Origin of the sequence: Pseudomonas sp. Ost2, assembly GCF_018326065.1 — a bacterium.
Classification (GTDB): Bacteria; Pseudomonadota; Gammaproteobacteria; order Pseudomonadales; family Pseudomonadaceae; genus Aquipseudomonas; species Aquipseudomonas gingeri.
In genome coordinates, this window is record NZ_AP021904.1 from 6,108,793 (window position 1) to 6,134,767 (window position 25,975).

The window sequence follows — 25,975 nt, forward strand, 5'->3', positions numbered from 1 at the left end:
GCCGGGGAACAGATCCGCCCTTTTTGCTTCATGAGCGCTGCAAACGACGCGACTTTTCCTCAAGCCCTGCCATGCCGATCCCATTCGAAAACGGACCTCGTATGCTTCAACCCCTGTTGACCAGCGTTTACCCCGGCTTCGACCCGGAACAGACCAAGATCCATTTCGCCCAGCACAATGGTTCGGACGATCCACTGGATGTGTACTTCGCCGGTAAGTTCGACGACTGGCAGGCCTGGCAACGCCAGAAGAATTTCGAACGACCGCTGTTGCTGTCGCTGGTGCAGATGCCGCGCTGGAACAAGTGGCTGTTTGTCGGCGCCTACGATTCGCTGGAAGCGATTCCCAACGATGAGTATCCGCCCCTGCAGTATCACTACCGCTACCGCAAGGTCGAAGCCTTCAGGCCACTGGAGGGGCGACTGGTCATTCACCATGAGAAGACGGCCCGGGCCAACTATCGAAACCTGGAAACCTGCCTCCACGAACTGCAGCTGTCGGAAATTCGCGAAGAACGGCTCACCATCGGCCCGTTCCCCGGTTTCAAGGACGTCAATGTCAGCTACCCGGAACTGCGGTTGATCGTCAATCAGGAACTGGAGTCCTGGCGCACGGCGCTGTCCAGCGTCGCCGGGGTCTACCTGATCTCCGACCGGGAACAGAACCAGCTCTACGTGGGCAGTGCCACCGGCATGGATGGCATCTGGGGACGCTGGGTGACCTACGCGCATTCGGGTCATGGCGGCAACGTGCGGCTGGTGGATCTCGAAGCCGTGCGCGGGGGCAGTTTCTCGGAGAAGCTCCACTTTTCCATCCTGGAAATAGCCGACAAACACACCGGCGCCGACGAGATGCGCGACAAGGAAAATCACTGGAAAATCCGCCTGCTGACACGCGACAGCGGCCTGAACGGCAACTGAGTCGTGGCAGCTAAAGCCCCGTGCAGTCCCGGGCCGGCACGGCGCTGAATCGACTTTTGCGCGCGAGAAAATCCGGGCTTCCCGGCTTCAGCGCCAGCGCCCGCTCTTCAGCCGCCAGCGCGCCGACAAAGTCCCCCGACCGCGCCTTGACGCAAGCCAGGGTATCCAGGGCATTGGCTCCGGGTTCCAGCGCCACGGCCCGTTGCGCCGCGAGCTGGGCTTCGGCCAGCAGGGCCGGGGTCTTGAAGGCGGCCGTGCTGGCGATGATCCAGGCCAGGTTGTTCTGCCCCTTCGGCGACTGGGGATAGAGCCGCACACCCGTGCGGTAATCCGCCAGGGCCTCGTCGAGCTTGCCCTGTTTGTGCCAGGACTCGCCACGCAACAAGGTCGCGTACCCCAGCACTTCGTCGCGCGACAGGCTTCGCCCCTGCCAGGCCGGCAGGCCCGCCGGCGTGCGGCATTGGGCGCGGCCATTGGTATCCCAGTCCATCGCCGGACCGTGGCGGGGCGTCCAGCGCAGGTAGTTGTGGCTCTCGCCATCGGGCAGGCGCATTTCCACCAGGCTCATGGGCAGCGACAGGGACTCGGCCACCGACAGATACAGGAATGCGCTGGTGTCACAGTCGGCGATATGCCGCCCGCCTCCGGGCAGTGTGCGCGAGGCCAGGGCATCGCCCAGGGTTTCGGTCGGGACGTACAACTGGAAACCGTTGTCGACGAGCGTGGCCCCCGCCACCGTGAACGTGGCCCGGGCCTGCGCTTGCCAGTCGGCCTTTGCGCCGGGCCGGGCAGCCAGCGAATCCCGCGCCTGATCGATCAGCGAGTCCAGCAGGCGAAAACTCTCGTCCGGCACGAAGCAGGCCTCAGACTCCAGCATAAGGATCTCGTAGCCCAGGCCGCGATGGCGGGGTTGGTAAGTCCTGGGTGAAGGCTTCGAGCATTGCCGGGAGGCAAGCGCAGTGCCGGGCTGGGCGATAGGGCCTGCATACAGGCTCGAGTCCCCACACAGGGGTAAATCGGTCGGAGAACGGATGGCTTGATCAAACAGCGGCTGATTCGCACCGGCGTACAGAGACGCCAATATCAAAGCCAGAGTCGACAAACCTTGGAACAACTCTCTGATCACTCCGTGCACTCTTCTTTTCGCGCCATGCTCACCTCACCGTACATTATGCCTACTACCTCGGTTTCCTCCAGGCAACTCACCGCCTGAACGAACTTGTCCATTTGCAAAAGTAGCCTTTAAAGGCTACTTTCAAAAATGTAGCCTTCAGAGGCTACTCTCTTATCCCTTCTGCACAGAGATACTCCATGGCGATCAAGGCGGTATTGACGGGCGACCTGATCCACTCCCAGGCAGCGGATAGCACGCAGGCCTATATCGACGGCCTGAAGGCGGTGCTCGACGAACTCGGCAAGCACTATGACTTCCAGGTGGAAATCTTTCGTGGTGATGGTTTCCAGTTGGTCCCCGTATCACCGGAACAGGCTTTTCATTGTGCATTAGCCCTACGCGCCGGTCTGATCGCCAAAAGCCCGCCAGGGGAGCGATGGGATGCCCGAATCGCCGTCGGGGTCGGTTCGGCAAACTCAAACCCAGGATATGGCGAAGCCTATGTGTTGTCCGGCCAAGGCTTGGACAGCATGAAGAGGACGACGCTCATGTTGTTCAGCCATGACCTGAACCTGCAAGAGCGCACCGAGTTGTTGACGGAATTTGTCGGCACGACCCTCGATGAATGGACAATCGTGGAGGCCCGGACCTATTTCCTCCACATGACCGAAAACCTTGATCAACAAGGCACCGCACGCATGCTCGGCAAGTCCAGGGTCACTGTGAACAAAGCACTGCAACGCGCACATGCACGCTTGCTGGATCGTTATCTCGATTGCATCGGTGAATGGATCAAGGGATTGAACCATGCTTGATTCAACGGTTTTTTTACTGATCCTGCTGCTTGCTTACGTCACCGTCGAATTCATGCTGTTACCGCACAATGTCGAAAACACGCCTAACAAGGGCCTGGAACTGACCATAGAAATGCTGCTCCATGCCCTCCTCCTGGGGACGCTGCTGTACTTTCTGCGCGATAACGTCGAATTGGCCCTCGGGGGCTCGGCGATGACGCTCCTGGTGCGGCTGTTGGCCGGTACGGTATTACCCCGCCTGGGGCTGACATCGACATTCCTGTTTATTACTCGACAGGGGATGTTCCTTGCCCTGTTGATCGGGGTATGGCTCATCAGCGAGCAGTTTCTTTCCAGGATTTGCGACTACCTGTCCACTCAAGCCAATACGCGTAATCTGCTCGTCATACTGGCCTATCTGCTGGTACTTTCCCCGGCATCAGTCCTGATTGGCTCAATACTCAGTCCCATGCTGAAAGATATTGCCATCGGTGGGTCATTGAAGAATGCGGGGAGGCTTATCGGTTATCTGGAAAGGTCATTGATTCTAACCTTCGTCTTACTCGGTCAATGGGAGGCGGTAGGTTTCCTGCTCACGGCCAAAAGCATCTTACGCTTCAATGAAATACAAGGCGCCGAACACAGGCCCCTCAGCGAGTACGTACTGGTAGGCACTTTGCTGAGCTTTTCCATCAGCATTGGCATAGGTCTGATCGTCGTCCTGATACTGGATCTCTGACAGATACCCTCGCACAACACGCGTATCCTCCAGAAGCTACTTGTTGAAATGTAGCCCCTATAGGCTACTTCAGACAGACCGCATACTGGCTTCACTGCCACAACCTCAACCTGTACAGTATCACCGCGCCATAGGACATCGTGCCCTGTTGTTGGCCTGCAAAGCCCAAGATCAACAACGCCAAGGGAGTGAGCGATGATGGCCAATGCACCCAAGAACGGCCCCTGGAATATCAATCTCAGCGATATCAGTGAAGAAGTGGTGCACGCGATCCTCGAGCTGATCAGCGATGGCATCTGGGACTGGAATGCCAATACCGGTTTCGTCTACCGCAATCCCGGCTGGTACGAAATGCTCGGCTACACGCCCCATGCACTGCCCAACACTGTCTTTACCTGGGAAAACCTGGTCCACCCCGACGACTACCCCCAGGTCATGACCCACTTCGACAACCATATCCACGGTCATACCCAGGGTTACCTGGCCGAGTATCGCCTCAAGAACCGTCATGGCGACTACATCCTCATCGAGGATCGCGGCTACGTGATCTCCCGCAATGACGACGGCTCCGTGGCCCGCATGATCGGCGCGCACCGCAGTATCGAAGACAAGCGACGCCTGCTCGAACAACTCGAAGTGCGCACCCATTCCCTTGAAGCCCTGATCAACGAGCGGACCGCCGAGTTGTCGCGGGTCAATCATCAATTGCAATTGCAGCTGGAAGAAAACCGCAAGCTGGCGCACAGCGACTCATTGACCGGCGTCGCCAATCGCTACCGGCTGGAACAGGTGCTGCGCAAGGAATGTGAGCGCGCCCAGCGCTTTCGCCAACCCTTGGCGCTGATCGCCATGGATATCGACGACTTCAAGCTGATCAACGACCAGCATGGCCATCTCGGCGGCGATGCGGTGCTGATGGAAGTCGCCCGGGGTATCCAGAGCTGCCTGCGCGATGTCGACGTATTGGCGCGCTGGGGTGGCGACGAATTCATGGTGGTTGTCCCCCACGGCACCCGGGCGACCTCGACGACCCTGGCCGGGCGGATACGCCGGATGATCCTGAAACTGCGGCCCAGGGGCACGATTTCCCTGAGCATGAGTTTTGGCGTGGTCGAACGCCTCGACGGTGAACAGATGGCAGCCCTGATGGGACGTGCCGACCAGGCGTTGTACCGGTCCAAGGCCGCGGGCAAGAACATGATCTCGGGTTGATCGCCGCGGCATTCCGCTATTTCCGCGCGCACAAAAAAACCCGCCGAAGCGGGTTTTTCCTTTGACCTTCCGACATCCTGTCAGCGGCCATCCTGGCCAGGTCGATCGTCCCTGATCCTGTACGCATCCTTGCGCAGCAGAAGTAGGTTCAGATTAGGCCAGTCGCCGTGGCCGACCAAGACGTGATCACCGGCATGTCGTGTAAGCCTTTAGCCATAGGCCAAGGCTTTTTCCACCGGCGCGCCAGCCAGTACACCGCAGACGGCTGCCACGATCATCTCCACCTCGGCCTCGTCAATCGTCAATGGCGGCAGCAGCCGGATGGTCTTGCCCCGCGTGACATTGATCAGCACGCCATGGTCACGGGCAGCGATCAATGCCAGGTCGCGGACCGGCTGCCTGAGTTCTATGCCGATCATCAACCCGCGGCCACGAATCTCCACGACCTGCGGATGCCCGCCCAGCTCGCTACGCAAACGCGCCAGCAGGCGCTCGCCCTGTTGCCGGGCGTTACCGACCAGGTCCTGTTCCTCGATGATATCGAGCACCGTGCAACCCACCCGACAGGCCAGCGGATTACCTCCGAAGGTACTGCCGTGGCTACCCGGCGTGAACAGTTCCGCCGCCCTGCCCCGCGCCAGGCAGGCGCCGATGGGAATGCCGTTGCCCAGGCCCTTGGCCAGGGTCATCACGTCCGGGACGATGCCTTCATGCTGGAAGGCGAACCACTGGCCGGTGCGGCCGATACCGGTCTGGATTTCGTCGAGCATCAGCAACCAGGAGCGGCGCTTGCACAAGTCCCCTACGGCTTTGAGATAGCCCGGCGGTGGCAGTTGCACGCCGCTTTCGCCCTGGATCGGCTCCATCAATACCGCGCAGATACGCTGGCCATGGCTGCGGGCGAGGCTGTGCAACAGCGGCAGGTCGCCGAACGGCACCTTGACGAAGTCCCCCGGCAGCGCGTGATAGCCCAGGCGCACTGCCGGACCGTCGCTGGCCGACAGGGTACCCAGGGTGCGCCCGTGAAAGGCGTTCTCCATGACCACCACCAGCGGCTGCTCGATGCCTTTGTGCCAGGCATGCAGGCGCGCCAGCTTCAACGCGCTTTCATTGGCCTCGGCCCCCGAATTGTTGAAGAACACCCGGTCCATGCCGGACAACTGGGTCAACTGCCGCGCCAGCCGTTGTTGCCAGTCGATACTGTAGAGGTTCGAAGTGTGCAGCAGCAGGCCTGCCTGCTCGCTGATCGCACTGACCAGCCGTGGATGGGAATGGCCGACATTGGTCACCGCCACGCCCGCCACGGCATCCAGGTACTCGCGGCCGCCCTGGTCCCAGAGTCGCGTGCCCAAGCCTTTGACAAATCCCAGATCGAGCGGTTGATAGGTGGTCATCAGGCAGGCGGCGGTCATGGCATCGAGCTCCAGGCATCAGGGTGGTGCTGGCAGTATCGTTAGCCACCTGAGCTGGATAAACTCTTCACCACTTCAATAATTTTAAACCAGGGATTGATAATGGATCTGTTCCAGGCGATGCAGGTGTATGTGAAGGTGGTGGAGAGCGGCAGCATGACCGCGGCCGCCCTGGAGTGCGGCATTTCCACCACCATGGTCGGCAATCACCTGCGCGCGCTGGAGCAACGCCTCGGGGTCAGCCTGCTCAGCCGCACGACCCGGCGCCAGCGCCTGACCGAGTTCGGCGCGACCTACTACCAGCGCTGCCTCGAGGTACTCGGGCTGCTGGCCGATTCCGAGCGGTTGGCGGAACAGGTCCAGGGCGAGCCGAGCGGCACCCTGCGGATCACCGCGCCGCTGACCTTCGGCTCCGAACGCCTGGCGCCGGCCCTCAGCGAATTCGTGGCGCGGTATCCGCGGATCAAGCTCGACGTGATGCTCAGCAACCAGCGCGAGGACCTGATCGACAGCGGTTTCGACGTGGCGATCCGCCTGGGCGTGCCCGAGCCTTCGGCACTGATTGCCCGGCCCCTGGAAAACTACGCGCTGACGGTCTGTGCGGCGCCGGCGTACCTGCAAAGGCGCGGGACACCGCTGATCCCCCAGGATCTCGAACATCACGATTGCCTGGCCTTCACCTACCCGGCGGGAGACGACTGGCGGACGGTGGAAAAACAATGGAGCCTGAGTGGCCCGGAAGGAGAAATCCTGGTGCCGGTCAGTGGCCCGATGACCGTCAACAGCTCGTCGGCGCTGTATCAGGCGGCGCTCGCCGGCATGGGTATCGTGATGCTGCCGGATGCGCTGTTGCGCGACGACCTGCGCGAGGGTCGGCTGGTGCCGATCCTGGGAACCTACAAACTGCCCTGTCGGCCGATGAACCTGCTCTATGCGCAGGACCGCTACCGGCTGCCCAAGCTGCGCAGTTTCGTGGAGTTCGCGCTGGAGAAGTGGGCCAAGCCCTGAGAGAGGTCGTGGCGAGCGAATACACCCGCTCGCCACCCGCGGCCGCTTACTGGGCAGTGGCCTTGGCCGCATCCTCGATGATCGCCGCGACCTTGTCCGGATGGGACACCATCACCACATGGGACGCGCCCTTGATATCCACGGTTTCCTTGGAGCCGGCACGATCGGCCATGAACTTCAGGGCAGCCTCGGGAATGTTCTTGTCCGCCGAACCGTAGATGAACCAGGACGGCAGGTTTTTCCATGCCGGATCACCCGACGGCTCCTTCAGCGCCGCCTCGGCGATCGGACGCTGGGTCGCGGCCATCAGCGCGGCCTCTTTGGCCGGGACGTCAGCGGCAAACTGGGCGGGGAATTTGTCCTGCTGGATAAACAGGTCGACGGTGCCGTTTTTCAGTTGGACCGGCGGTGCCAGGGTCGGGCCGAGGGTACCACCCGGGTAGCGACCGGAGAGCTCGACGGCGGTCTCGCCTTTTTCCGGGGCGAAGGCCGCGACATAGACCAGGGCCTTGACGTTGGACTGGCCATGGACCGCGTTGGAAATCACCGAACCACCGTAGGAATGGCCGACCAGGATCACCGGGCCCGCTGTGTGTTCGACGATATCGGCCACGTAGTCCGAATCGCTCTTCACACTGTGCAGCGGGTTGGCGACAGCGATGACCGGATACCCCTTGGCCTGCAGGCGGGCAATCACCCCGTTCCAGCTGGACGACTCGGCAAAGGCGCCGTGCACCAGGACCACGGTGGCTTTCTTGCCGGGTTCCGTGGCAGCCGAGGCTGAAGCCGCCCAGCCCAGCGACAGGGCGCCGGCAGCGATGGCAACAGCGGCGAACAGTTTCGAGACAGCAGAGAGACGGGACGTTTGCATCGGTGTTTCCTCGTGCTTGAAGTGGATTATCCGCCGGAAGCGGCGGCGTCCAGGTCGCTGAACGTGGCGCCATGATGGGCAAAACCGATTTACGAATGGCGCCTTTTTGTCGATGATATGCGACAGATCGTCTAAACCTGTCTTGAAAGAGATTGACCCCATGGATCGCCTGTCGACCTTGCTCACCCACTTCGGCATCGCCGCCGACACCTTTCACAGCGGCTTCCTGCGGGGCAAGGCCGAGCTCGACGGCGCACAGCCGCGCGGGCATGTACATCTGCTCAAGAGCGGTCGCGTCAACCTGGAGGCCGGGGGCAAGGTGCTGCGGATCGAAGAGCCCAGCCTGATCCTGATTCCCCGTCCACTGCCTCATCGCCTGATCGCCAGCGAGGCCGATGCCGCCGAACTGGTGTGCGCCGCGCTGCGTTTCGACGGCGGTATCGACAATCCCTTGTCCGTGGCCTTGTCCGACACCATCGTGATGCCGCTCGCGGCGGTGCCCATGCTCGAGGGCACGCTGGAGTGGCTGTTCGACGAGGCCTTCGCCGAGCACTGTGGCCGGGAAGCGGTGATGAACCGCCTGTTCGAGCTGATGGTGATCCAGTTCCTGCGTCACATGATGGCCTACCACAGCATGACCACCGGGATGATGTCGGGTCTGGCCGACCTGCGCCTGGCACGGGCCATGACCATGATGCACAACCGGCCCGAGCGGCCCTGGACCGTGGCCGAACTGGCGCTGGAGTCGAACATGTCGCGGGCCAGTTTCGCCGCGCATTTTCACAAGGTGGTCGGCCAGACTCCGGCAGACTATGTCCTGAGCTGGCGCGTGAGCCTGGCGCAGAAGCGCCTGCGCGAAGGCCGGCCGATTGCGCTGATCGCCGATGAGGTCGGTTACGAAAGCCCGTCGGCGTTGGCCCGGGCGTTTCGTCGCAAGATCGGCGAAAGCCCGCGGGAATGGCTGGCACGCCAGTCAGCCTGAATAAAAACCGCCGCCAGGGCATTCCGGCAGGCACTTTCGCCCACCGGGTCGATCAGACCCAACAGGCGCCTCGCCCCCGGCAAGGCAAACCAGCGACCGCGACAAGGATCAACAGCCGCCCATGTTCGAACACATCGACTTCACCTACCTGCTCGCCACCTACGGCTACTGGGCCATCTTCATCGGTTGCCTGCTGGAGGGTGAAAGCATCCTGATCCTCGGTGGCATGGCGGCCCATCAACAGGTATTGCAGCTGATGCCGGTGATCTTCTGGGCCAGCCTGGGCGGCATGCTCGGCGATCAGTTGCTGTTCTGGACCGGGCGTTATTTCGGCGCCCGCCTGTTGCCGCACCTGCATCGCCAGCAGGCGGCAATCGACCGGGTCACCGGGCTGATCGCGCGCTATCCGCTGGCCTCGGTGTTTTCCGTGCGTTTCCTGTATGGCATGCGCCTGGTGGGCCCGCTGGTGATCGGCGCCAGCGGCCTGTCGCCGCTGCGCTTCAGTCTGATCAACCTGCTCGGCGCGGTGGTCTGGGCCAGCCTCTTCGCCTCCGGCGGCTACTGGGCCGGCGAATTCCTGGAACAGATGCTCGGCAACCTCAAGCCCTACCGCCTGCCCATCGTCATCGGCGTGGTGCTGCTGATGGCGGGCATCGCGCTGATCCGGCACCTGCGGAGCCAGCGCAAGGCCCGCCAGTCAGACGCGAAACTGCCCCACCATCCCCCGCAGTGAATTGGCCAACTGCGACAGCTCGTGGCTGGAGGCGCTGGTCTGGTCGGCGCCGGTAGCCGAACGCAGCGACAGGTCGCGGATATTCACCAGGTTGCGGTCCACTTCACGGGCGACCTGGGCCTGCTCCTCGGCGGCACTGGCGATCACCAGGTTGCGCTCATGGATCTGGTGCACCGAGCTGGTAATGGTCTGCAAGGCGTCGCCCGCCCGTTCGGCCAGGACCAGGGTACTGGCGGCGCGGCGGGAACTGGCCTGCATCGAATCCAGGGCCTGGGTCGAGCCGTTGCGCATACCCTGGACCATCTGCTCGATTTCCTGGGTCGATTGCTGGGTGCGATGGGCCAGGGCACGCACTTCGTCCGCCACCACGGCAAAGCCGCGTCCGCTCTCGCCGGCACGGGCTGCCTCGATGGCGGCGTTGAGCGCCAGCAGGTTGGTCTGTTCGGCAATCGCCCGGATCACATCGAGCACCTTGCCGATGTCCTGGGACCGGGCGGCCAGTGACTGCACCAGCTCCCCGGTATGCGCCACTTCACCGGCCAGGGCGTTGATCGCCTCGACCGTTTCGCCGACCCGCTCCTGGCCCAGCCGCGCCGAGTCGCTGGACTCACGGGTGGCCTCGGAAGTGGACACGGCATTGCGCGCGACCTCCTCCACGGCGGTAGTCATTTCGGTGACGGCGGTGGCCGCCTGCTCGATTTCGTTGTTCTGTTGCTGCATATCGCGGGTGCTGCCGAGGGTCACCGCGTTCAACTCGTCTGCCGCCGTCGCCAGTTGCGCCGCGGAACCGCTGATACCCTGCAAGGTGTTGCGCAGGGTCTGTTGCATGGTCGCCAGGGCTTCGAGCAGGCGGCTCACTTCATCGTTGCCACGGGCTTCGATGGTCTGGGTCAGGTCGCCACGCGCCACGTTCTGCGCGGCGCTCAGGGCCTCGCCCAACGGCTTGACGATACTGCGGGTCAGCAGCATCGCCAGGACCACGGTGGCCAGGGCCGCCAGCACGATAAACAGGCTGACGATCATCCGCGACCCCGTGTAATACGCCTCGGATTTCAGGCTCTCGGCCGCAACCTGCTTGCTGAACAGGTCTGCCAGGTCGGTGAGCTGCTTGCCCGAACCATCGACCACGGTTTTCATGTCCACCAGCAGCAGCTTGATCAACTCATCCCGTCGCCCCTGTTCCGCCAGGGTGAACGACTGGGCGATACCGGAACGGTAAGCGGCGAAGGTCGACTTGAACTGGTCATACAACACCTTGGCTTCCGGCGTGGTGACCAGCTTGTCGTAGGCATTGATCTTGTCGCTCAGTTCCTTGTCCCGCGTGTCCATCTGGCCGCGGTACACGGCAACGTTCTTCGGATCCGGATCGAGGGCCATGCGCAGGGAGATGGTGCGGATGCGCAGCATGATCTCGCGAATCTCGTCACCGCCTCGAATACTCGGCAGCCATTGGGTTTCAACCGCCACTTCGCTGTCGCGGATACTCGACATCTTCTCCAGGGCGAACACCCCGAGCAAGGCCACCAGCAAGGCAATCAGGGCAAACCCGAGCGCTGCGCGGGGCGCGATATTCAATTGACGAAGAAACATGACGGCAGCCTTTTCTTGTAGGGATCCGAAGAGGAACGGCGTCGGCACAGGCACCGACGACTGGCAGGCTATCGGCAAGTTGTATGACAACTTGAACACGCTGTCGGGAAAAACAAGGCCGTGTGCCATCAATGAGCTATTGTGCTGCAAGGCCAACTCGATCTTGGGGCCAGGCTCTTGAGACCAGGGTGCGCGGGGATTAAGTGAAACATTGCTTTTCCATCGGCCACAAAAAACCCGCCGAAGCGGGTTTTTTGTTGACCATTACGACATCCTGTCGTCGACCGTCCTGGCCTGGGCCAATCTTCCATGACTCTGTGCACATCCTTGCGCAGCAGCGATGGGTAAAGATTAAGCCCCGCGGCAAAGGCGCAACAGAGGAGATCTCGGTGTCCGTCTGTAAGCCTTTCGCCATATCCCCACCGGCCCGCGCACAAGCCACGGCCAACCGGCTGACGCCCATCCCCCGCTCGGCCCAACAACAGGTGATCATCGGGTCGGAGACGGGCCATCACGCCTGATGGCCTGCCAGCTTGTAAAGTCCCCGGAGACTGCGACGCCACGCGGCCCCGCAGAAACTCCCCGCGTACCTGACCAGGAGGGTAGCCCCATGGATAGGTGATGCCCCACGGTTGTGTGCCAAGAACCTCCCCCCACCTTCCTGCATCACGGGTCCGCCTGCAAATACGCCGTTCGCCTTACAGTCATGACTTCAGTGATGCGATTTCGATGGTCAATATGAACTCGCCTCCTCTCTACCGCCAACTCGCCAATCACTACCTCAACGCGATTCAGGCAGGAACCCTGAAAACCGGTGAGCGTTTCCCATCCATTCGCCTGATGATGGAAAAACACGCCATCAGTCTCTCCACCGCCGTCCAGATCTGTCGCCAGCTGGAAGACTACGGTGTCCTGGAAGCCCGTCCCCGCTCCGGAAACTTCATTCGCCAACCCGCCAGGCCCATTGCGCTGGCCGCCGACAGCGAACCACTGCTGCCCCTGGATACCAGCCACTATGTCGGTATCCACGAGCAGGTCTCGGCAGTCGTCAAGGCCAGCCAGCAGGCTTCGATCCAGGTCAACCTCGCCAGTGCCTACTGCGGTGCGCAGATCTACCCGCTCAAGGTACTCCAGGACCATATGATCAAGGCCCTGCGCCAGGACCCGCAATTGATCGGCAGTCCGTCCCCGGCCTGCGGCGCCCGCCCGTTGCGCGACTTGCTGGCCCGCCGGGCGCTGGGCTCGAAGATCAGCGTCACCGCCGACAAGATCGTCATCACCAACGGGGCCACGGAAGCCATCAACCTGGCCCTGCGTGCCGTGACCCAGCCGGGGGATATCGTCGCGGTGGAGTCACCGACGTTCTACGGACTCCTGCAGATTCTCGAAAGCCTGAGCCTGCGGGTACTGGAAGTGCCCACCACGGCCAAGACCGGGATCAACCTGTTCGCCCTCGAACAGTTGCTCCAGGGTTCGGAGCGGATCAAGGCGCTGATCGTCATTCCCAACCTGCACAATCCCCTGGGCAGCGTGATGCCCGATGCGCACAAGGCGTTGCTGGTGCAACTGTGCTCGGACTACGACACGGTGCTGATCGAGGACGATACCTACTCCGACCTGGCGGATACCGAGCAGCCGTTGTCGGCCCTGAAAAGCTGGGACCGCAACGACAACCTGATCTATTGCGCGTCCCTGAACAAGACGCTCGCTCCCGGCCTGCGCCTGGGCTGGATCGCCGCCGGCAAATGGCACGACCGGGTCGAGATGCTCAAGCACACCCAGTCGCGCAACTGCGAAATGTTGCCGCAGCTGGCGGTGGATGCCTTTATGAAAACACCGTCCTATGAGCGTTACCTGCGCAGGCTGCGCGGGCAGTTGACGATGCAGAGAAAACAGATGAGCGCGGCGATCGCGCAATACTTCCCGGCGGGCACGCAGATCACCAACCCCAAGGGCGGCACCCTGCTGTGGGTGGAGTTGCCCCAGGGCCATTCGTCCCTGGAGCTGTTCCACCAGGCGTTGCAGCAAGGGATCTACATATCGCCTGGAATGATCTTCTCCAACTCGCGAAGCTTCGATCACTTCATCCGCATCGGCTGTGGAACGCCTTATTCACCGCGCATTGAAAATGCAGTGGCCACCCTGGGGCGCCTGATTGCGCGACAAGGCTGAACGCGGTGTGCCGGAGAGGTCTCCCGGTCACCCGCAGACCTTCCCGGCATCCCTTACATCCGGTCTACCGGATGCTCGTGCAGGCAGATGATGTGCGGGTCGTTCTGCCAATGGGGGAAGCGTTGGGCAATCAGCGGGTCGTGTCCCGGAATGACATGGTCCTCGCCATCCACCAGGCCGTCGATGGTCGCGAAGGCTTCGAGGGTCTGGGCCATGTCATCGAGAATCGGGAACGGGCTGCGCAAACGGATATTGGCCCACAGGTGCGCCGCGTCGGAAGCCAGTACCACCCAGCCACGCTGGGTCCGCACGCGCACCACCTGGCTGCCCGGCGTGTGACCACCCACCGCGTGGATCGTCACGCCCGGCACGATCTCCACGGTGCCGCGATGCAGGCGCAGGCGCCCTTCGAACAGCGGCGGGATCGCCGACATCACATCGTCCACTTCGTAGGTCTTGTTGATCGTATGGTGGGTCATCTTCGGCCCGGTGCAGAAACGCAGCTCTTCCTCCTGCAGGTGAATCACGGCCTTGGGAAACAACCCCAGGTTGCCGGCATGATCCCAGTGCAGGTGCGTCAGGATCAGCGTTTCGACCCGGGCCGGATCGATACCCAGTTGCTGCAACGACTCCTCCGGCAAACGGTACATCTCACGATTGCGGCGATCGGCCGTGGCCGGCTGGAAACAGGTGTCCACGACCACCACGTGCTGGTCGTTGCGGATCACCCAGAAGTAGTAATCCAGCGGCATCGGCGCATTGGGATCACCGCAGCAGGCGTCGTAGAGAAAGTTCTCCCGCGCGGTACGCTGGGAGTTGGCGCCGACGCGGATGGCGAAGACTTCATAGACCGGGGACAGCGATGGATTCGACATGCGACTGCTCTCCTCAGGCCGGTTGCGCGGCAGGCGCCGCCTTGACGGTGGAACTGAAGTCGAAGTCCATGTCGGCGGTGATGCCCAGGTCCTCGGCCAGTCGATACAGGCCGCTATAGTCACGCATGATCGCGCTGCCACGGCTGGCCTCGCGGGTGTCGCCGATGATCACGTCGACATCGGCCACGCCGAGCTGCGTCAGGATCGCCTCCCACATCGAATAGTCCTGGGCGACAAAGGCATTGAGCGCCTCGGGCAAGGTCTGTACGAAGAAACGGCGCTTCTCGGCGTCCATATGTTCGTACATCACTTTCGCCACCTCGGCGAGCACCTTGCTGTGGGCGTATTCGTCACGGTTGTGCAGCTCGGCGACCCGGCGGTTCTGCGGCTGGATGCTCTGGTCGTCGGCGAGCATGTCCAGGTAGGCGTTGACGCTGATCTCGGCGACCACCGCAAAGGTGATCGCGGCCAGGTCCCGTTGCCAGGCATGGGGCAGTTGCGCGCACAGCGCCTGCAGGCGCAGGTAGGTGACGGAAGGCGGCAGGTCGAGGTCCTGTTCGAGGTTGCGGTCGGCCTTGCTGCGCTGGATCGCCCGCAGGTGCATGAGCGTGTGGTAGTGCTCGTCGATCAGGGTCTGCTGCATGGCTTCGCGAAAGTGCCAGTCGTCCTTGCCCAGGTACTGGTTGGCGATGACGCTCAGGGCCGGATTGACCACGCACTCCTCGGCGGTGACGGTACGCAGGTTATAGCCGATCCAGCCCCAGGTCAGCACGGCACTTTTCAGTTCCTCGCTCAGCGCCTGGAACTTCGGATGATGGAAGAATGGGACCATGGCAATCGGATAATCCGGCTTGCTCGGGTCGAACTCGTCGGTCAGCGGGAATTTATCGCCGGCGCAGACGGTCGCCCGCTTGGTCCAGGCCTTGTTGAGTTGCACGACCAGCTTGTGGTCGACCTTGGCGATGACAATGGCTTGTTGCATGACGTGATACCTGTAGGACGCGCACGGAGTCCGTGCGCGGGTGCAAAGGGGGAAGCCGCGGGACGCATTCGGGCGTCAGGCGAGCCAGTAGCGGGTCAGGTGCCGCTGGGGGTCGCGGTACTGGCTGCGGGCATGCATCAGGCGCCAGTTGTCCCAGATCAACACGCAGCCATCGGGGATCAGCAACGGCGTGCAGTGCTCCAGGAAGAACTGCTCGCCCAATGCCGCGATACGCCCCAGGGGCGTGCCGCTGTTACGGCCTTCGGGCGCACCCAGGTCCTCCACGGACGGATTCACATCGCCGTAGTGGAACTGGTTGTAGCTGAAGCGGAAGATGTCGCCGTCGGCCGCGGGCTTGAAGATGTACTCCTCCAGCACGCGGCGGGTGGTTTCACCGGGCTTGGCCGTGGCGTTGAACGCGACGGGATTGTCCTCGATCCACGCCCGCAGGTCCGCCGGCAGGGTCTTGAGGAAGGCCAGACCGTCGGCCAGTTGCGTATGCCCGCCACCGCAGGTCGCCTGGCGATGGCAGTGCAGCACCAGGTAGCGCGGCGGCGGGTCATAGACCGGCGCCTCGGTGTGGGGACCGATGCCGTTCATGCTCTGGGAGTACGGCAGGTCGTCGAAGCCCGGCTTCAGGGTGACGTCGAAGGTATCCAGGCCGTTGAACTGCGGGATCACCCGGCCGAACGGCGCCAGTGTCTCATACAGGTCGGTACTGAGTTCGCCCGGCTGCAACAGGGTCCAGCCCTGTTCGGCCAGTTCGCGATGGTGGTGGCTCAGGCCGTGCCGCGCAACCACGGCAGGGTCGTTTACAGCGGTTTCTTCCAACATGACGAAAGTCCTTTTGTCTGGTCAGGCGATGACGGCCGCGGCGTAGGCGTCGATCAGGTCACGACAGGCCTGGCCGGGCTCATACTGGAGGTCGTCGATGCTGCGCACCGGAGTGATTTCGGCGGCCGTGCCGGTCAGGAAGCACTCGTCGAAATCGCCGAGGTCATCGGGCAACAAGGTCCGCTCGATCACCTCGTAGTCCAGCGCCCGGGCCAGACTGATCACGGTCTGGCGAGTGATGCCGTTGAGAAAGCAATCCGGCACCGGCGTGTGCAGTTGCCGGCCCTTGACGAAGAAAATATTCGCGCTGGTGGCCTCGGCCACATGGCCGCGCCAGTCGAGCATCAGGGCATCGTGATAACCGCTGTTTTCCGCATCGTGCTTGCTCAGGGTGGCGATCATGTATTGCCCCGAGGCCTTGGCCTCGAACGGGCTGCTGCTCGGTGGCGGACGCCGCCAGGCCGCGGTCTTGAGCTTGATCCCGGCCATGCGGGCCGCCGGGTCGAAGTAGCTCGGCCATTGCCAGCAGGCGATCGCCAAGTGCACGCTGTTGAAACGCGCCGAGGTCGAGATCATCTCGCTGCCGCGCCAGGCCACCGGACGCAGGTAGCCATCGGTCACGCCGTTGCGTTCGAGCAGGGCATGGCTCGCGGCTTCCAGGGTTTGCAGGTCGTAGGGAATGGAGAAGTCCATCAACTGCGCGGAGCGGTACAAGCGCTCGGAGTGCGCCCGCAGCTGGAAGATCTTCCCACCGTAGACCCGCTCGCCCTCGTAGACCGTGCTGGCGTAGTGCAACCCGTGGGTCAGGACATGGATCTTCGCTTCCTTCCACTCGACGAACTCGCCGTCGAGCCAGATGTAGCCGTCGCGCTGATCGAAAGGGACTGCTGTCGGGCCGCTCATACACTCACCTCCGCGGTGTTCATCAGGACACTGGCCACATTCAGGCCACAGAGCCGGGCTTCGGCCATCAGCACACCGGCCTCTTCTTCGGACGCCGGGATACCGGCAATCAGGCGATTGCGCCGGGTATGGGCCTGGGGATCGCCGGCCACGCTGATACGCTCGCCGGCCTGGGCCGGGGTGGTGCGAATGGTTTCCATCAGGCCGGCAAGACTGCTCTGGAAGCTGCGCAGGTCGGTGAAGGCGGCAATATCCAGGGCAATCATGAAGTGACCGATCTGCCGGCCCTTGCTGAAGGAGCCGGTGTCCAGATGATCCAACTGGTGATCCAACGGCATGCCGGTCAGCAGGCAACTGAGCACCTGGACCATCATGGCCAGGCCCTGCCCCTTGTAGCCACCCAGCGGGGACAGCGAAACCACCTCATCCGGTTCGGCGGTGTCGTTGCCGTCCTTGTCCAGCGCCCAGCCCAGGGGCAGCGACAGGCCGAGCTTGCGGTAGTGCTTGACCTGGGAATAGGAGATCTGGCTGGTCGCCATGTCGAGCACGAAGGGTTGTTCGTCCGCCGGAGCGGTGAAGCAGATCGGGTTGGTCCCGAACATCGGCTGCTTGCCCTTGAACGGCGCCATGCGCGCCGCGGCGCTGGTGGTGACGATGCCGATCATGCCGCTGTTGGCGATTTCCAGGCCATACACCGAGGCCGCGCCGAAGTGGTTGGAGTTGCCGACCCCGACCGCGGCGATGCCACTGTTGCGGGCTTCCTGCACCGCCAGCTTGGCCGCATACATGCCGGCCACGGTGCCGAGTGCCTGGTCGGCGTCGAGGATAATCACGTTGCCGTTGCGGCGCTGCACATTGATGTCCGGCATCGCATGGCTGCGGCCTTCATCCAGTTCCCGCAGGTACAGCGGCAGCAGGCGCAGACCATGGGTGTCGACGCCCATCAGCGAGGTGTCGACCAGGGCGTTGGCGAACCAGTGGGCGTGTTCGGTCGACACGCCACGGCGTTTGACCGCCTGCGCGCAGACCTGGCGAGCGGTGTGCGGATTCAGATAGAGCATGGTGTTCATTCCATCGAATTAGGTTGGGATCAAACGGCTTCCAGCACGACCGGAATCAGTTTCGGCGGCGCGACGCTTTCGTTCTGGAAGAAGAAAAACTCCTCGCCAAAGGCCGGGACCAACTCGTCGAACCAGGTCGCCTGCGGGTCGAACTTGGCGTAGAAGGTGCGCAATACCCACTGCGGATCGCGGGCCTGGAGAAACTGCAGGACGAAGACTTTCTCGCCAGCGACGGTCTCGATGCCGTTGATCACCACCTTGCCGTAGAAAGTACTCATCGACGGCCCGCGTACCGTGCGCGCCAGCCCGGAGACCGTGCGATAGGCCGACTGGTAGATCTCGAAGGCACGGTGCAGCGGCATCGCGAAGTAATGGCTGGGGCCGGTATCGCGCTCGACGAAGAAGTAGTACGGGATGGCCCCGAGGCGTACGCCTTCGGTCCAGAGCGCCGCCCAGTCGGCCGGGTCTTCGTTGATGTGGCGAATCAGCGGCGCCTGGATCCGCAAGGTCGCCCCGGACGAGCGGATCCGCTGGATCGCCTGACGGGCCATGTCCTGCTTGATCTCCACCGGATGGTTGTAGTGGCCCATCACCGAGAGGTTCTTGCCGGTCGCCACCACACGCCTGAACAGGTCGATCAGGGCATCGGCGTCCTTGTCCGTGACAAAGCGCTGCGGCCAGTACGCCACCGACTTGGTCCCCAGGCGGATGCTCTTGATATGCGCCATGTCCGGCGCCAGCAAGGGCTCGATGTACTCGGCCAGGGAACGGGTGTTCATGATCAGCGGGTCGCCGCCGGTGATCAGCACATCGGTCACTTCGGTGTGTACCCGCAGGTAAGCCGCCAGTTCCTGGGATTCACGGGCGTTGAACTTGAGTTCTTCCTCGCCGATGAACTGGGCCCAGCGGAAGCAGAAGGTGCAGTAGGCATGACAGGTCTGGCCCGCGCCGGGAAAGAACAGCACGGTCTCCCGGTACTTGTGCTGGATACCCGACAGCGGCTTGCCATCCAGGGTCACGGTGTTGTGGGTCAACTGGCCGGCCGGGTGCGGGTTCATCCGCTGCCAGACCTGCTCGACCTGGCGCTTGACCGCCGCACTGTCATCGCCGTCGATCAGCGCCTTCAGGGCCTCGTACTCATGCGGGTGCAGCATGTCGCGGTGAGGGAAGGTCATGCGGAAGATCGGATCGTCCGGAATGTTGTTCCAGTCGATCAAGGTACTGAGCACATAATCATTGGTACGAAACGGCATGACCTTGGACACTACCGTCATTGCTTCCTGCAACTCCGGGGTCAACTTCTGCCAATACACCGTATCGCGAATAGTGCGTGAATTATAAGGCTTGTATTTCTGTGGTTCGGACATTCCCTGCATGACAGCGCTCCTGACGATTCTGTTATGAGTTCACCTTGCATATCGCTTTTAATCGAACCGTTGCGAACTCCGCCTATTCAGCAATTACAGGCAAACAGATGCCTGCTGCCTTTAACGCTTGTTCAACGCGGCAAGTTCGATCTTGTTCAATAGCGGTTATCAACCACTGACAGCGATACAGTGCTTATTCGAATCTTTTCAATCATTCATCACGGTCAATCGATCATTGTCCCCAACGGACCGATCGCGGCTGTGCTCACTTCGCTGGCAGCGGCGCCACACGTTCCTGGTTGACCCAGGCCTGGACGCTGTCACGGCCCCATTGTCGACGGACATAGGCCGCCAGGTGCTCGGGCATCTCGTCGCCATTGGCCAGCAGGCGATTGAGCATGATTGCCAGGTCCGTGTCGGCAATGCTCCAGTCACCGAACAAGTGCCCGCCACTGTCACCGAGGAAGGTGCTGGCGACCCGATACAGGCGCTCTACGGCAGCCTTCGCCGCATCGGACAGGGGCTGGTCTTTCTTGCCGAAATAGATCAGGTCGGCCGGGCGTTCCTGGCGGATCACCAGCAGGTCGCTGCGCAGCCAGGCCTGCAACTGACGAGCCCGGGCGCGCTCCTTGAGCCCACGGGGCAGAACCTGCTTGTGGCCGGCATGGGCAAAAGCCTCGTCCAGGTATTCGGCGATGGCCGAGGACTCGGTCAGGGCGAAACCGTCATGGACCAGGGTCGGCACCTTGCAGGTCAGCGACAGATCGCGATAAGCCGGCAAGTAATTGTCCCGTTGCTTGAGATCAACGGTGACAATATCAAACGGCAGTTCCTTTTCTTTCAAGGCAACAAATGCCGACAACGCAAAGGCACTGACAAAGTCCGCACCGACATACAGGGTTAATGATTGATCAGCCACAGGACGCTCCCTTCCAGATTCAAATACATGAATAGTTTCAATCGAATTGTTCGACTGCAAAAACTGCCTGACAGATAGATAACGGGACAACGCGCGGTAATACGCCGATTTGCCCATCACTCAAATTGATTCAGAGGTGTTATCTACGGATAAGGATCGTAGATAACTGGAGACTCCTTCGATAGATACAGAAAATGCCTGTTTGTATCGATACAGATGGCCTACGGACAAACGCCTGCAGCGGGACGATCGGACAGCCGATTACCCGGGGAAGGAGCGAAGGCAAGGGGTAGCGAGGGCGCGGCAGAGTACCGGGCAGAAAAGCCGGGCGCGCAAATGCAATCAGGGAGCCAACGAACGTTGGCTCCCTGACGGGAACAGCGGCGGGGAGGAATCGCGACGGGTTACTTCACCACGCCGATCCGCCCGTTCTGATCGGCGAAATTCGACAGTGCCGCCACCTGCGGCATGTTGCTGATATTGAGCATCACCAGCGGCTCGTCCGCGGAGCCGTTGACAAACCCGTGCTTGTTCCACGCCGGCACGACGATCACGTCACCGCTGCTGACCGGGACCGCCTCGGCATCGCCCAGGGTCAGCTCGCCCCGGCCCGACTGGATAATGAACAGATGCCACCAGGTATGGGCGTGTCCATTGAGGGTGGTGCCCGGGTTCAACCACTGCATCGAGATCACGGTGCCGGGCAGGATTTCGCAACCGCCGATGCTCGACTCGCTCGACAGCGCGACGATATCGGTATCGCTGGGCTGCATGTCGCGTTGCAGGCTCGCCAGGTCCGTGCCCTTCCAGACCTGGGGCCGAGGTGACGATCCTTGCAGGCTGTCGCGGAAATCCTGATAGGTGAAAAAGCTGCCCTTGAAGGTATCCATGTGTCGTTCCATTTTTTCGTGCGGCGAATCGTTCCCGCCGCACAGACATTGAATTTATAGCTGGCGCAACGCCCCTTCGCTAACCGCGGCAATGATATCGACTTCGATGGCGGCATTCTTCGGCAATTGGTACACGCCGATGGTCGTCCGGGTATGCCGGCCGGCATCGCCCAGCACCCGATGGAAAACGTCCGAGGCACCATTGGCGACTTCGCTGAGTTCGGGGAAGTCTTCCGTCGACTTGACGTAGACCGTCACCCGCACCAGGGTCTTGATGCGATCCAGCGAACCGATGGTCTGAAGGATCAGCGCCAGCCCGCGCATGGCACTGATGCGGGCGGCTTTCTGGCCCTCGGACAGGCTCAGGTTGGCGCCGACGCGGCCGGGCAGGACCACGCGGCCGCTCATCATCGGCACCAGGCCGCTGACGTAGACCTGATCATGCAGGCGGATCACCGGCGAGTAATGACCTCCGGCGGTGTTTTCACCGTAGATGTCATAACCCAGTTCCTGGGCAATGGCGATAAAACGTTCATCACACGACATCAACATGACTTCCTTCTGTGGATGGGCAAGCACCGGGATCGAGGCGTCGGGCCAGGGGGGTTCTCGGTTCACGGCAGTGCCTCTTCGAGTTGCCGTACCGGTTCGGACTGCGACACCACGATCGCCGACTCGATGGCCCGGGTCAGTTGCAGAAGCTGCCGGCTGAGCGTCGGATAGTCGGGATTGAAAAGAATGACGTGGCCGATGAACGAGGTGTTGTCGGTCACCAGGGAGGAAACCCGGTCACCCACGCCCTTGCTGTAGCAGCCTTCGATCACCTCGATCCCCAGGCTGGCGGCCAGTGCCTGGATATCCGGAAGGTGCTGCAGGGTGCCGTGGGCAGGCGCGCTCACCAGGCGGATACCGCAGTAGCCTTGCGCGACCGGCTCGGCCTGCGCCATGCGTCCTTCGACCGCCCAGCGCACCCAACTCTCCCAGGGGTCGAATGCGTCGAGGGCAGCAAAGGCTTTACGGGCCAGGTCCCAGATATGCATGCCCGCCGGGCGCATATTGGTTTCCACGGCCGAGGTCGTGCCGTCCTGCCTGAAGAAAACCTCGTTGTGATAGGCGCCATTGTCCACGGAGACCAACTGACGCATGTGCTCGCCAGCCGCGGCGATGGCGGTCAGCGCCGCGCCCGTCAATGGCGCGGGAACCACCTGCTGGATCTCGGCACGATAAGCCCCTTCGGTGGTGGTCTTCTCGGTGACCCAGGAACGCCCCGCCACACAATCCCAGCTGTATTCCCGGGCTTCCTGCACCAGCTCTTCGACGATGATTCCGCCCGCCCGGTACTGCTCCAGGGCCGCCCAGGCTTCCTCGCACTCGGCGGGCGAGTGGATCACCCGGCAACCCCGGCTGGCCCCTTCGCAGGCCGGCTTGATAAAGGCCTTGCCGCCGAGTGCCGCGACCCGTTGGCGCAGTTCGTCGAGGTCCGCGACCCGGCAGGAAAACACGGGTCGGTAACTCGCCGGGGAAGTCGGTGCCGCCGCCTCCAACTGGCGGAAGATTTCCTTGTCCAGGCCGGCCCGGGCCTGCTCGGGCGTGATGCCCGGCAAACCGTGACGCGTCGCCAGACCCGCACCGAGCAACACCCCACGGTCGGAAAACGGCAGGACACCGAGCAGATTCCACTCATCGACCGCCAGGCAACTGGACACCGCGTCCAGCGCCGCATCGAGGTTTTCGATGGCCAAGGAGGTGGTCCAGACGTAGTCCGCCACCTCGTAGTCTTCCAGCTGGACCTTTTCCACCAGCAGGATCAGCGTCGCCTGGTAGAACGACCGGCACAGCTCGCGCAGCTTGCCGATGTCACGTACGCGGTTGCCGTTGTAGCCGACCACGATCACACAGGGTTTTGCACTCATTTCGGATCTCCCCTTCCTGTTACGGGCTCTTGCTACGGTTCAGTCATGCAGCGGCGCGTTGAGTCTGCGATTGAGGTAGTACCAGGCCAGGATCCCCAAGGCACCGATCAGCGCCAGGACATAGGCGTTATAGGGGTCGGGCAGCGCGCGCATGAGCAGCACGGTCAGACCGGCACCGACGCCCAGGGACACTTCCTTGGCGAACATGCTGTTCTGCTTGACGGAGAAGTAGTCGAGGTAGCTGAACGCGCATTCGGCGATGGACAACAGGGTGACCCAGATGAACGCACCGATCAGGGTTTCCACATGGAAGGCGGCCGGCGAGGACAGGACGAGGAATCCGGCGAAGATGATGCCGATCACGGTGAACACCTTGAACCGGCCGGTCACTTCGATCACGCGCATGACCGGGACTTGCAGGAACACCACCACGGCACTGTTGAGAATCAGCATCAGGCCGTACCAGGACGGCAGCTCGCCGGTTTCCCGCAGGATCGCCTGGGGCAGGATCGAGAACACCCCGAACAGCTTGATGCCCATGATGATGCCGGCGATCACCCACGGCAGCTTGCCCAGCCAGCCGGAACCGCCCTGGGCCTTCGACGGCGAGGAAATGGTCGGCAGTTGCAGGGTCGCGCCCATGGCGACCGGCAGGCACATCAGGACAAAGCCGGCGGCGCCGAGGAAGAACAGGGTCGGGGTCAGTTGCGGCGACAGCAGGATCAGGCCGGCGATCAGGCTGCCCATGTTCATGGCCACGCGGTTGTAGGCCGCGCCTTCCTTGGTCTGCGCCGCCTCGCTCTTGATCAGGTAACCGGCGATGGCGATCCCGTAGGCGAACAGCGCCGCGCCGAACATGACGATGCCCTGGTCCTTGGTCAGGGCCAGCAGGACCAGGCCGGTCGTGGCACACAGCAGCGTGACGCTGAGGGAGCGGCGTCCGAGGAACAGCAGCGTCAGGGGCAGCAGCAGCAGCAACGCGCGGTAGCCCAGGGCGAGAATACTGTTGGTGGCGGTGTCGAGCCAGACGTTGGCCTTGCCCAGGACCGCGAACAGCGACACGGCGGTAATGATCCGGATGACGAACAGCCGGACATTAACGGCCGGCTTGGCGATACCGGCAGTTGTTTCAACACTCATGGAGAACCTCTTCGATCAGAACGACATCTAGGACAATGAAGTCGATACTAGTGAGCGAAGTCCTTCTTGATCAGAGCAAGTTGGACTAGAATCCTCCGAACTTTATTGCTCGGATGACCAGTAAAATGCAGGCGCAAAGAGCCGTGATCGCCGCTATCGAGTTCGAGCCCGGCGCGCCACTGGTACAGCAGATCGTCGAGCGCTTCACCGCGGCCATCAGCCAGGGTGGCCTGCAGCACGGGGCCAAGCTGCCGCCGATCCGTGAACTGTCGGAGCTGATGGGGGTGGGCAAGTCGACCGTGGTCGAGGCCCTGGACCGTTTGCGGGCCAAGGGCCTGGTCGCCTCGCGCCAGGGCTCGGGGCACTATGTCACCCGCCTCAGCGCGGCGGCGCATGCCGGTGTCGGCCGCGATCTGCTGCCGCAGGACACCCTCAGCGTGGTGCGTCGCGCCCTGCTGCTGGACAACGGTGCCCTGCGGCCCGGCTGCGGTTTCCTGCCCTCTTCCTGGTTGCCCGGCGAAGAACTGCTCAAGGCCGCCCGCGGCACCCTGCGCTCCACCACCCTGCGCATGGGCGAGGCCGGTGTGCCCGCCGGCTATCTGCCGTTGCGCCAGGCCCTGCGGGTGAAACTGGCGACCTTCGGCATCGAGGTCCCGGTGGAGCAGATCGTGACCACCGCCAACACCGTGCAGGCCATCGACATGCTCATGCGCCTGCTGATCAAGCCCGGCGATACGGTGCTGCTCGACGATCCGTGCTATTTCAACCTGCGTTCGAACCTGTTGCTCCACGGCGCCAAGGTGATCAGCATCGCCCGCGATTGCGATGGCGTGGATTTCACCCGGCTCGAACAGTTGCTCGACAGCCACCGGCCGGTGCTCTACCTGACCAACACCACCTTGCATAACCCCACCGGGCATTCGTTCTCGCCGGCCCAGGTGTATCGCTTGCTGGAGTTGAGCCACCGCTACGGCTTCCATATCGTCGAAGACGACCTGTACTGCGATATCCAGCAGAAGCGCACGCCCCGGCTGGCGGCGGCCGGCGGGCTGGAGAACATCAGCTATGTCTCGGGTTTCACCAAGACCCTGAGCGCCAACAGCCGGGTCAGTTATGCCGTGCTGACGCCGGAACTGGCGGCGCGGATGATCGCCCTGAAGATGATGAGCGGCGGCGTGACTTCGGAGCTGGCCGAGCAGATGACCTACCGGATGCTCAGCGACGGCAGCTACACCAAGCATGCGCGGCGGCTGGTCGACCGTTTGTACGAGTCGAACGACCGGGTCGCGCAATGGCTGGCAGAAGCGGGCTGCGCGTTGTCATCCTGTCCGGGAGAGGGGCTGTTTCTCTGGACCCGCCTGCCCGCCGGGATGAACGCCGAGACGCTGGCGCGCAAGGGCCTGGAGAATGACATCGTGCTGGCCCCGGGAACCCTGTTGAGCACGGCCGACGACGCGGTGAGCTTCCTGCGCTTCAACGTCGCCCATAGCGATGACATGCGCGTACGGGAGCGGTTCATGCGCCTGCTGGACAGCTAGGCGAAA

24 protein-coding genes are annotated in these 25,975 nt (G+C 62.5%); 9 read left to right on the plus strand and 15 right to left on the minus strand.

What is annotated here, in order from left to right; genetic code table 11:
- Positions 1–101 precede the first annotated feature (101 nt).
- The gene (locus tag KI243_RS26985) at positions 102–920 is read left to right on the plus strand and encodes a GIY-YIG nuclease family protein (RefSeq protein ID WP_212810096.1); all 819 of its coding nucleotides are present in this window, start codon (positions 102–104) and stop codon (positions 918–920) included.
- Between the two features lie 10 nt (positions 921–930).
- On the opposite strand, the gene KI243_RS26990 is transcribed toward KI243_RS26985, so the two are convergent.
- Positions 931–1,797, minus strand: a complete 867-nt coding sequence (locus KI243_RS26990) for a hypothetical protein (RefSeq protein ID WP_212810097.1) — start codon at positions 1,795–1,797, stop codon at positions 931–933.
- Positions 1,798–2,231: 434 nt separating this feature from the next.
- Here KI243_RS26990 and KI243_RS26995 point away from each other — a divergent pair, with 434 nt between their 5' ends.
- The 3 genes from KI243_RS26995 (at position 2,232) to KI243_RS27005 (ending at position 4,779) form a co-directional block, all read left to right on the plus strand.
- On the plus strand, positions 2,232–2,849 hold the full coding sequence (locus KI243_RS26995) for a hypothetical protein (protein ID WP_212810098.1): 618 nt from the start codon (positions 2,232–2,234) through the stop codon (positions 2,847–2,849).
- Positions 2,842–3,567: a hypothetical protein gene (locus KI243_RS27000; protein ID WP_017123656.1), complete on the plus strand. Its 726-nt coding sequence runs from the start codon at positions 2,842–2,844 to the stop codon at positions 3,565–3,567. The genes KI243_RS26995 and KI243_RS27000 overlap by 8 nt, the downstream gene beginning before the upstream one ends.
- 198 nt (positions 3,568–3,765) lie before the next feature.
- Positions 3,766–4,779 (plus strand): sensor domain-containing diguanylate cyclase, encoded by a 1,014-nt coding sequence (locus KI243_RS27005; RefSeq protein WP_177084583.1) that lies wholly within the window; start codon positions 3,766–3,768, stop codon positions 4,777–4,779.
- Between the two features lie 209 nt (positions 4,780–4,988).
- On the opposite strand, the gene KI243_RS27010 is transcribed toward KI243_RS27005, so the two are convergent.
- The gene (locus KI243_RS27010) at positions 4,989–6,191 is read right to left on the minus strand and encodes an aspartate aminotransferase family protein (protein ID WP_178991852.1); all 1,203 of its coding nucleotides are present in this window, start codon (positions 6,189–6,191) and stop codon (positions 4,989–4,991) included.
- Positions 6,192–6,293: 102 nt separating this feature from the next.
- Here KI243_RS27010 and KI243_RS27015 point away from each other — a divergent pair, with 102 nt between their 5' ends.
- Positions 6,294–7,199 carry a LysR family transcriptional regulator gene (locus KI243_RS27015; RefSeq protein WP_017123653.1) on the plus strand — a complete coding sequence of 302 codons (906 nt, stop codon included), beginning with the start codon at positions 6,294–6,296 and terminating at the stop codon, positions 7,197–7,199.
- Between the two features lie 46 nt (positions 7,200–7,245).
- On the opposite strand, the gene KI243_RS27020 is transcribed toward KI243_RS27015, so the two are convergent.
- The gene (locus tag KI243_RS27020; RefSeq protein WP_177084193.1) at positions 7,246–8,070 is read right to left on the minus strand and encodes an alpha/beta hydrolase; all 825 of its coding nucleotides are present in this window, start codon (positions 8,068–8,070) and stop codon (positions 7,246–7,248) included.
- A 160-nt stretch (positions 8,071–8,230) separates the two neighbouring features.
- Here KI243_RS27020 and KI243_RS27025 point away from each other — a divergent pair, with 160 nt between their 5' ends.
- Together KI243_RS27025 and KI243_RS27030 are read left to right on the plus strand one after the other, a co-directional pair.
- A complete protein-coding gene (locus KI243_RS27025) occupies positions 8,231–9,052 on the plus strand; it encodes an AraC family transcriptional regulator (RefSeq protein ID WP_177106374.1) in 822 nt (273 codons plus the stop codon).
- 121 nt (positions 9,053–9,173) lie between these two features.
- Positions 9,174–9,785, plus strand: coding sequence for a DedA family protein (locus tag KI243_RS27030; RefSeq protein ID WP_017123651.1), 612 nt, complete (start codon positions 9,174–9,176; stop codon positions 9,783–9,785).
- On the opposite strand, the gene KI243_RS27035 is transcribed toward KI243_RS27030, so the two are convergent.
- Positions 9,750–11,375, minus strand: coding sequence for a methyl-accepting chemotaxis protein (locus KI243_RS27035; RefSeq protein WP_212810099.1), 1,626 nt, complete (start codon positions 11,373–11,375; stop codon positions 9,750–9,752). The two genes, KI243_RS27030 and KI243_RS27035, sit on opposite strands and share 36 nt — an antisense overlap.
- A 738-nt stretch (positions 11,376–12,113) precedes the next feature.
- On the opposite strand from KI243_RS27035, the gene KI243_RS27040 reads away from it, so the two are divergent.
- Entirely contained in the window at positions 12,114–13,547 is a 1,434-nt protein-coding gene (locus KI243_RS27040) for a PLP-dependent aminotransferase family protein (RefSeq protein ID WP_042934410.1), read from the plus strand.
- 53 nt (positions 13,548–13,600) lie between these two features.
- Here the strand turns inward: KI243_RS27040 and KI243_RS27045 are convergent, their stop codons facing one another.
- The 11 genes from KI243_RS27045 to KI243_RS27095 all read right to left on the minus strand — a co-directional run bounded on the left by KI243_RS27045 (position 13,601) and on the right by KI243_RS27095 (position 24,431).
- Positions 13,601–14,422, minus strand: a complete 822-nt coding sequence (locus KI243_RS27045) for an N-acyl homoserine lactonase family protein (protein WP_017123648.1) — start codon at positions 14,420–14,422, stop codon at positions 13,601–13,603.
- Between the two features lie 13 nt (positions 14,423–14,435).
- On the minus strand, positions 14,436–15,404 hold the full coding sequence (locus KI243_RS27050) for a diiron oxygenase (protein WP_017123647.1): 969 nt from the start codon (positions 15,402–15,404) through the stop codon (positions 14,436–14,438).
- 75 nt (positions 15,405–15,479) lie between these two features.
- Entirely contained in the window at positions 15,480–16,238 is a 759-nt protein-coding gene (locus KI243_RS27055; protein ID WP_017123646.1) for a TauD/TfdA family dioxygenase, read from the minus strand.
- A 21-nt stretch (positions 16,239–16,259) separates the two neighbouring features.
- Entirely contained in the window at positions 16,260–17,141 is an 882-nt protein-coding gene (locus KI243_RS27060; protein WP_212810100.1) for a branched-chain amino acid aminotransferase, read from the minus strand.
- Complete coding sequence (locus KI243_RS27065; RefSeq protein ID WP_042934408.1) at positions 17,138–18,202, minus strand: Ldh family oxidoreductase; 1,065 nt, start codon at positions 18,200–18,202, stop codon at positions 17,138–17,140. The genes KI243_RS27060 and KI243_RS27065 overlap by 4 nt, the downstream gene beginning before the upstream one ends.
- A gap of 29 nt (positions 18,203–18,231) precedes the next feature.
- Positions 18,232–19,578, minus strand: coding sequence for a lysine 2,3-aminomutase (locus KI243_RS27070; RefSeq protein ID WP_017123643.1), 1,347 nt, complete (start codon positions 19,576–19,578; stop codon positions 18,232–18,234).
- Between the two features lie 256 nt (positions 19,579–19,834).
- The gene (gene yfcF / locus KI243_RS27075) at positions 19,835–20,488 is read right to left on the minus strand and encodes a glutathione transferase (RefSeq protein ID WP_177084175.1); all 654 of its coding nucleotides are present in this window, start codon (positions 20,486–20,488) and stop codon (positions 19,835–19,837) included.
- A 404-nt stretch (positions 20,489–20,892) separates the two neighbouring features.
- Positions 20,893–21,378 carry a cupin domain-containing protein gene (locus tag KI243_RS27080; protein ID WP_177107010.1) on the minus strand — a complete coding sequence of 162 codons (486 nt, stop codon included), beginning with the start codon at positions 21,376–21,378 and terminating at the stop codon, positions 20,893–20,895.
- Positions 21,379–21,432: 54 nt separating this feature from the next.
- A complete protein-coding gene (locus tag KI243_RS27085) occupies positions 21,433–21,930 on the minus strand; it encodes a RidA family protein (protein WP_017123640.1) in 498 nt (165 codons plus the stop codon).
- Between the two features lie 62 nt (positions 21,931–21,992).
- Entirely contained in the window at positions 21,993–23,291 is a 1,299-nt protein-coding gene (locus tag KI243_RS27090; RefSeq protein WP_177117746.1) for an ATP-grasp domain-containing protein, read from the minus strand.
- Between the two features lie 39 nt (positions 23,292–23,330).
- Entirely contained in the window at positions 23,331–24,431 is a 1,101-nt protein-coding gene (locus tag KI243_RS27095; protein WP_177084171.1) for a hypothetical protein, read from the minus strand.
- Positions 24,432–24,556: 125 nt separating this feature from the next.
- Between KI243_RS27095 and KI243_RS27100 the strand changes: the two genes are divergently transcribed.
- Positions 24,557–25,969, plus strand: a complete 1,413-nt coding sequence (locus tag KI243_RS27100; RefSeq protein ID WP_017123637.1) for a PLP-dependent aminotransferase family protein — start codon at positions 24,557–24,559, stop codon at positions 25,967–25,969.
- Positions 25,970–25,975: the final 6 nt, after the last annotated feature.

Bases quoted from the DNA above. Each gene is read 5' to 3' on its own strand.
- KI243_RS27070 (WP_017123643.1), bottom strand. From the start codon at position 19,578: ATGCAGGGAATGTCCGAACCACAGAAATACAAGCCTTATAATTCACGC.
- KI243_RS26995 (WP_212810098.1), top strand. From the start codon at position 2,232: ATGGCGATCAAGGCGGTATTGACGGGCGACCTGATCCACTCCCAGGCA.
- KI243_RS27005 (WP_177084583.1), top strand. From the start codon at position 3,766: ATGGCCAATGCACCCAAGAACGGCCCCTGGAATATCAATCTCAGCGAT.
- KI243_RS27100 (WP_017123637.1), top strand. From the start codon at position 24,557: ATGCAGGCGCAAAGAGCCGTGATCGCCGCTATCGAGTTCGAGCCCGGC.
- KI243_RS27095 (WP_177084171.1), bottom strand. From the start codon at position 24,431: ATGAGTGTTGAAACAACTGCCGGTATCGCCAAGCCGGCCGTTAATGTC.
- KI243_RS27035 (WP_212810099.1), bottom strand. From the start codon at position 11,375: ATGTTTCTTCGTCAATTGAATATCGCGCCCCGCGCAGCGCTCGGGTTT.
- KI243_RS27030 (WP_017123651.1), top strand. From the start codon at position 9,174: ATGTTCGAACACATCGACTTCACCTACCTGCTCGCCACCTACGGCTAC.
- KI243_RS27010 (WP_178991852.1), bottom strand. From the start codon at position 6,191: ATGACCGCCGCCTGCCTGATGACCACCTATCAACCGCTCGATCTGGGA.
- KI243_RS27040 (WP_042934410.1), top strand. From the start codon at position 12,114: ATGAACTCGCCTCCTCTCTACCGCCAACTCGCCAATCACTACCTCAAC.
- KI243_RS27080 (WP_177107010.1), bottom strand. From the start codon at position 21,378: ATGGATACCTTCAAGGGCAGCTTTTTCACCTATCAGGATTTCCGCGAC.
- KI243_RS27065 (WP_042934408.1), bottom strand. From the start codon at position 18,202: ATGCTCTATCTGAATCCGCACACCGCTCGCCAGGTCTGCGCGCAGGCG.
- KI243_RS27020 (WP_177084193.1), bottom strand. From the start codon at position 8,070: ATGCAAACGTCCCGTCTCTCTGCTGTCTCGAAACTGTTCGCCGCTGTT.
- KI243_RS27045 (WP_017123648.1), bottom strand. From the start codon at position 14,422: ATGTCGAATCCATCGCTGTCCCCGGTCTATGAAGTCTTCGCCATCCGC.
- KI243_RS27025 (WP_177106374.1), top strand. From the start codon at position 8,231: ATGGATCGCCTGTCGACCTTGCTCACCCACTTCGGCATCGCCGCCGAC.
- KI243_RS27090 (WP_177117746.1), bottom strand. From the start codon at position 23,291: ATGAGTGCAAAACCCTGTGTGATCGTGGTCGGCTACAACGGCAACCGC.
- KI243_RS27000 (WP_017123656.1), top strand. From the start codon at position 2,842: ATGCTTGATTCAACGGTTTTTTTACTGATCCTGCTGCTTGCTTACGTC.
- KI243_RS27050 (WP_017123647.1), bottom strand. From the start codon at position 15,404: ATGCAACAAGCCATTGTCATCGCCAAGGTCGACCACAAGCTGGTCGTG.
- KI243_RS27085 (WP_017123640.1), bottom strand. From the start codon at position 21,930: ATGTTGATGTCGTGTGATGAACGTTTTATCGCCATTGCCCAGGAACTG.
- KI243_RS27055 (WP_017123646.1), bottom strand. From the start codon at position 16,238: ATGTTGGAAGAAACCGCTGTAAACGACCCTGCCGTGGTTGCGCGGCAC.
- KI243_RS27060 (WP_212810100.1), bottom strand. From the start codon at position 17,141: ATGAGCGGCCCGACAGCAGTCCCTTTCGATCAGCGCGACGGCTACATC.
- KI243_RS26985 (WP_212810096.1), top strand. From the start codon at position 102: ATGCTTCAACCCCTGTTGACCAGCGTTTACCCCGGCTTCGACCCGGAA.
- KI243_RS26990 (WP_212810097.1), bottom strand. From the start codon at position 1,797: ATGCTGGAGTCTGAGGCCTGCTTCGTGCCGGACGAGAGTTTTCGCCTG.
- KI243_RS27015 (WP_017123653.1), top strand. From the start codon at position 6,294: ATGGATCTGTTCCAGGCGATGCAGGTGTATGTGAAGGTGGTGGAGAGC.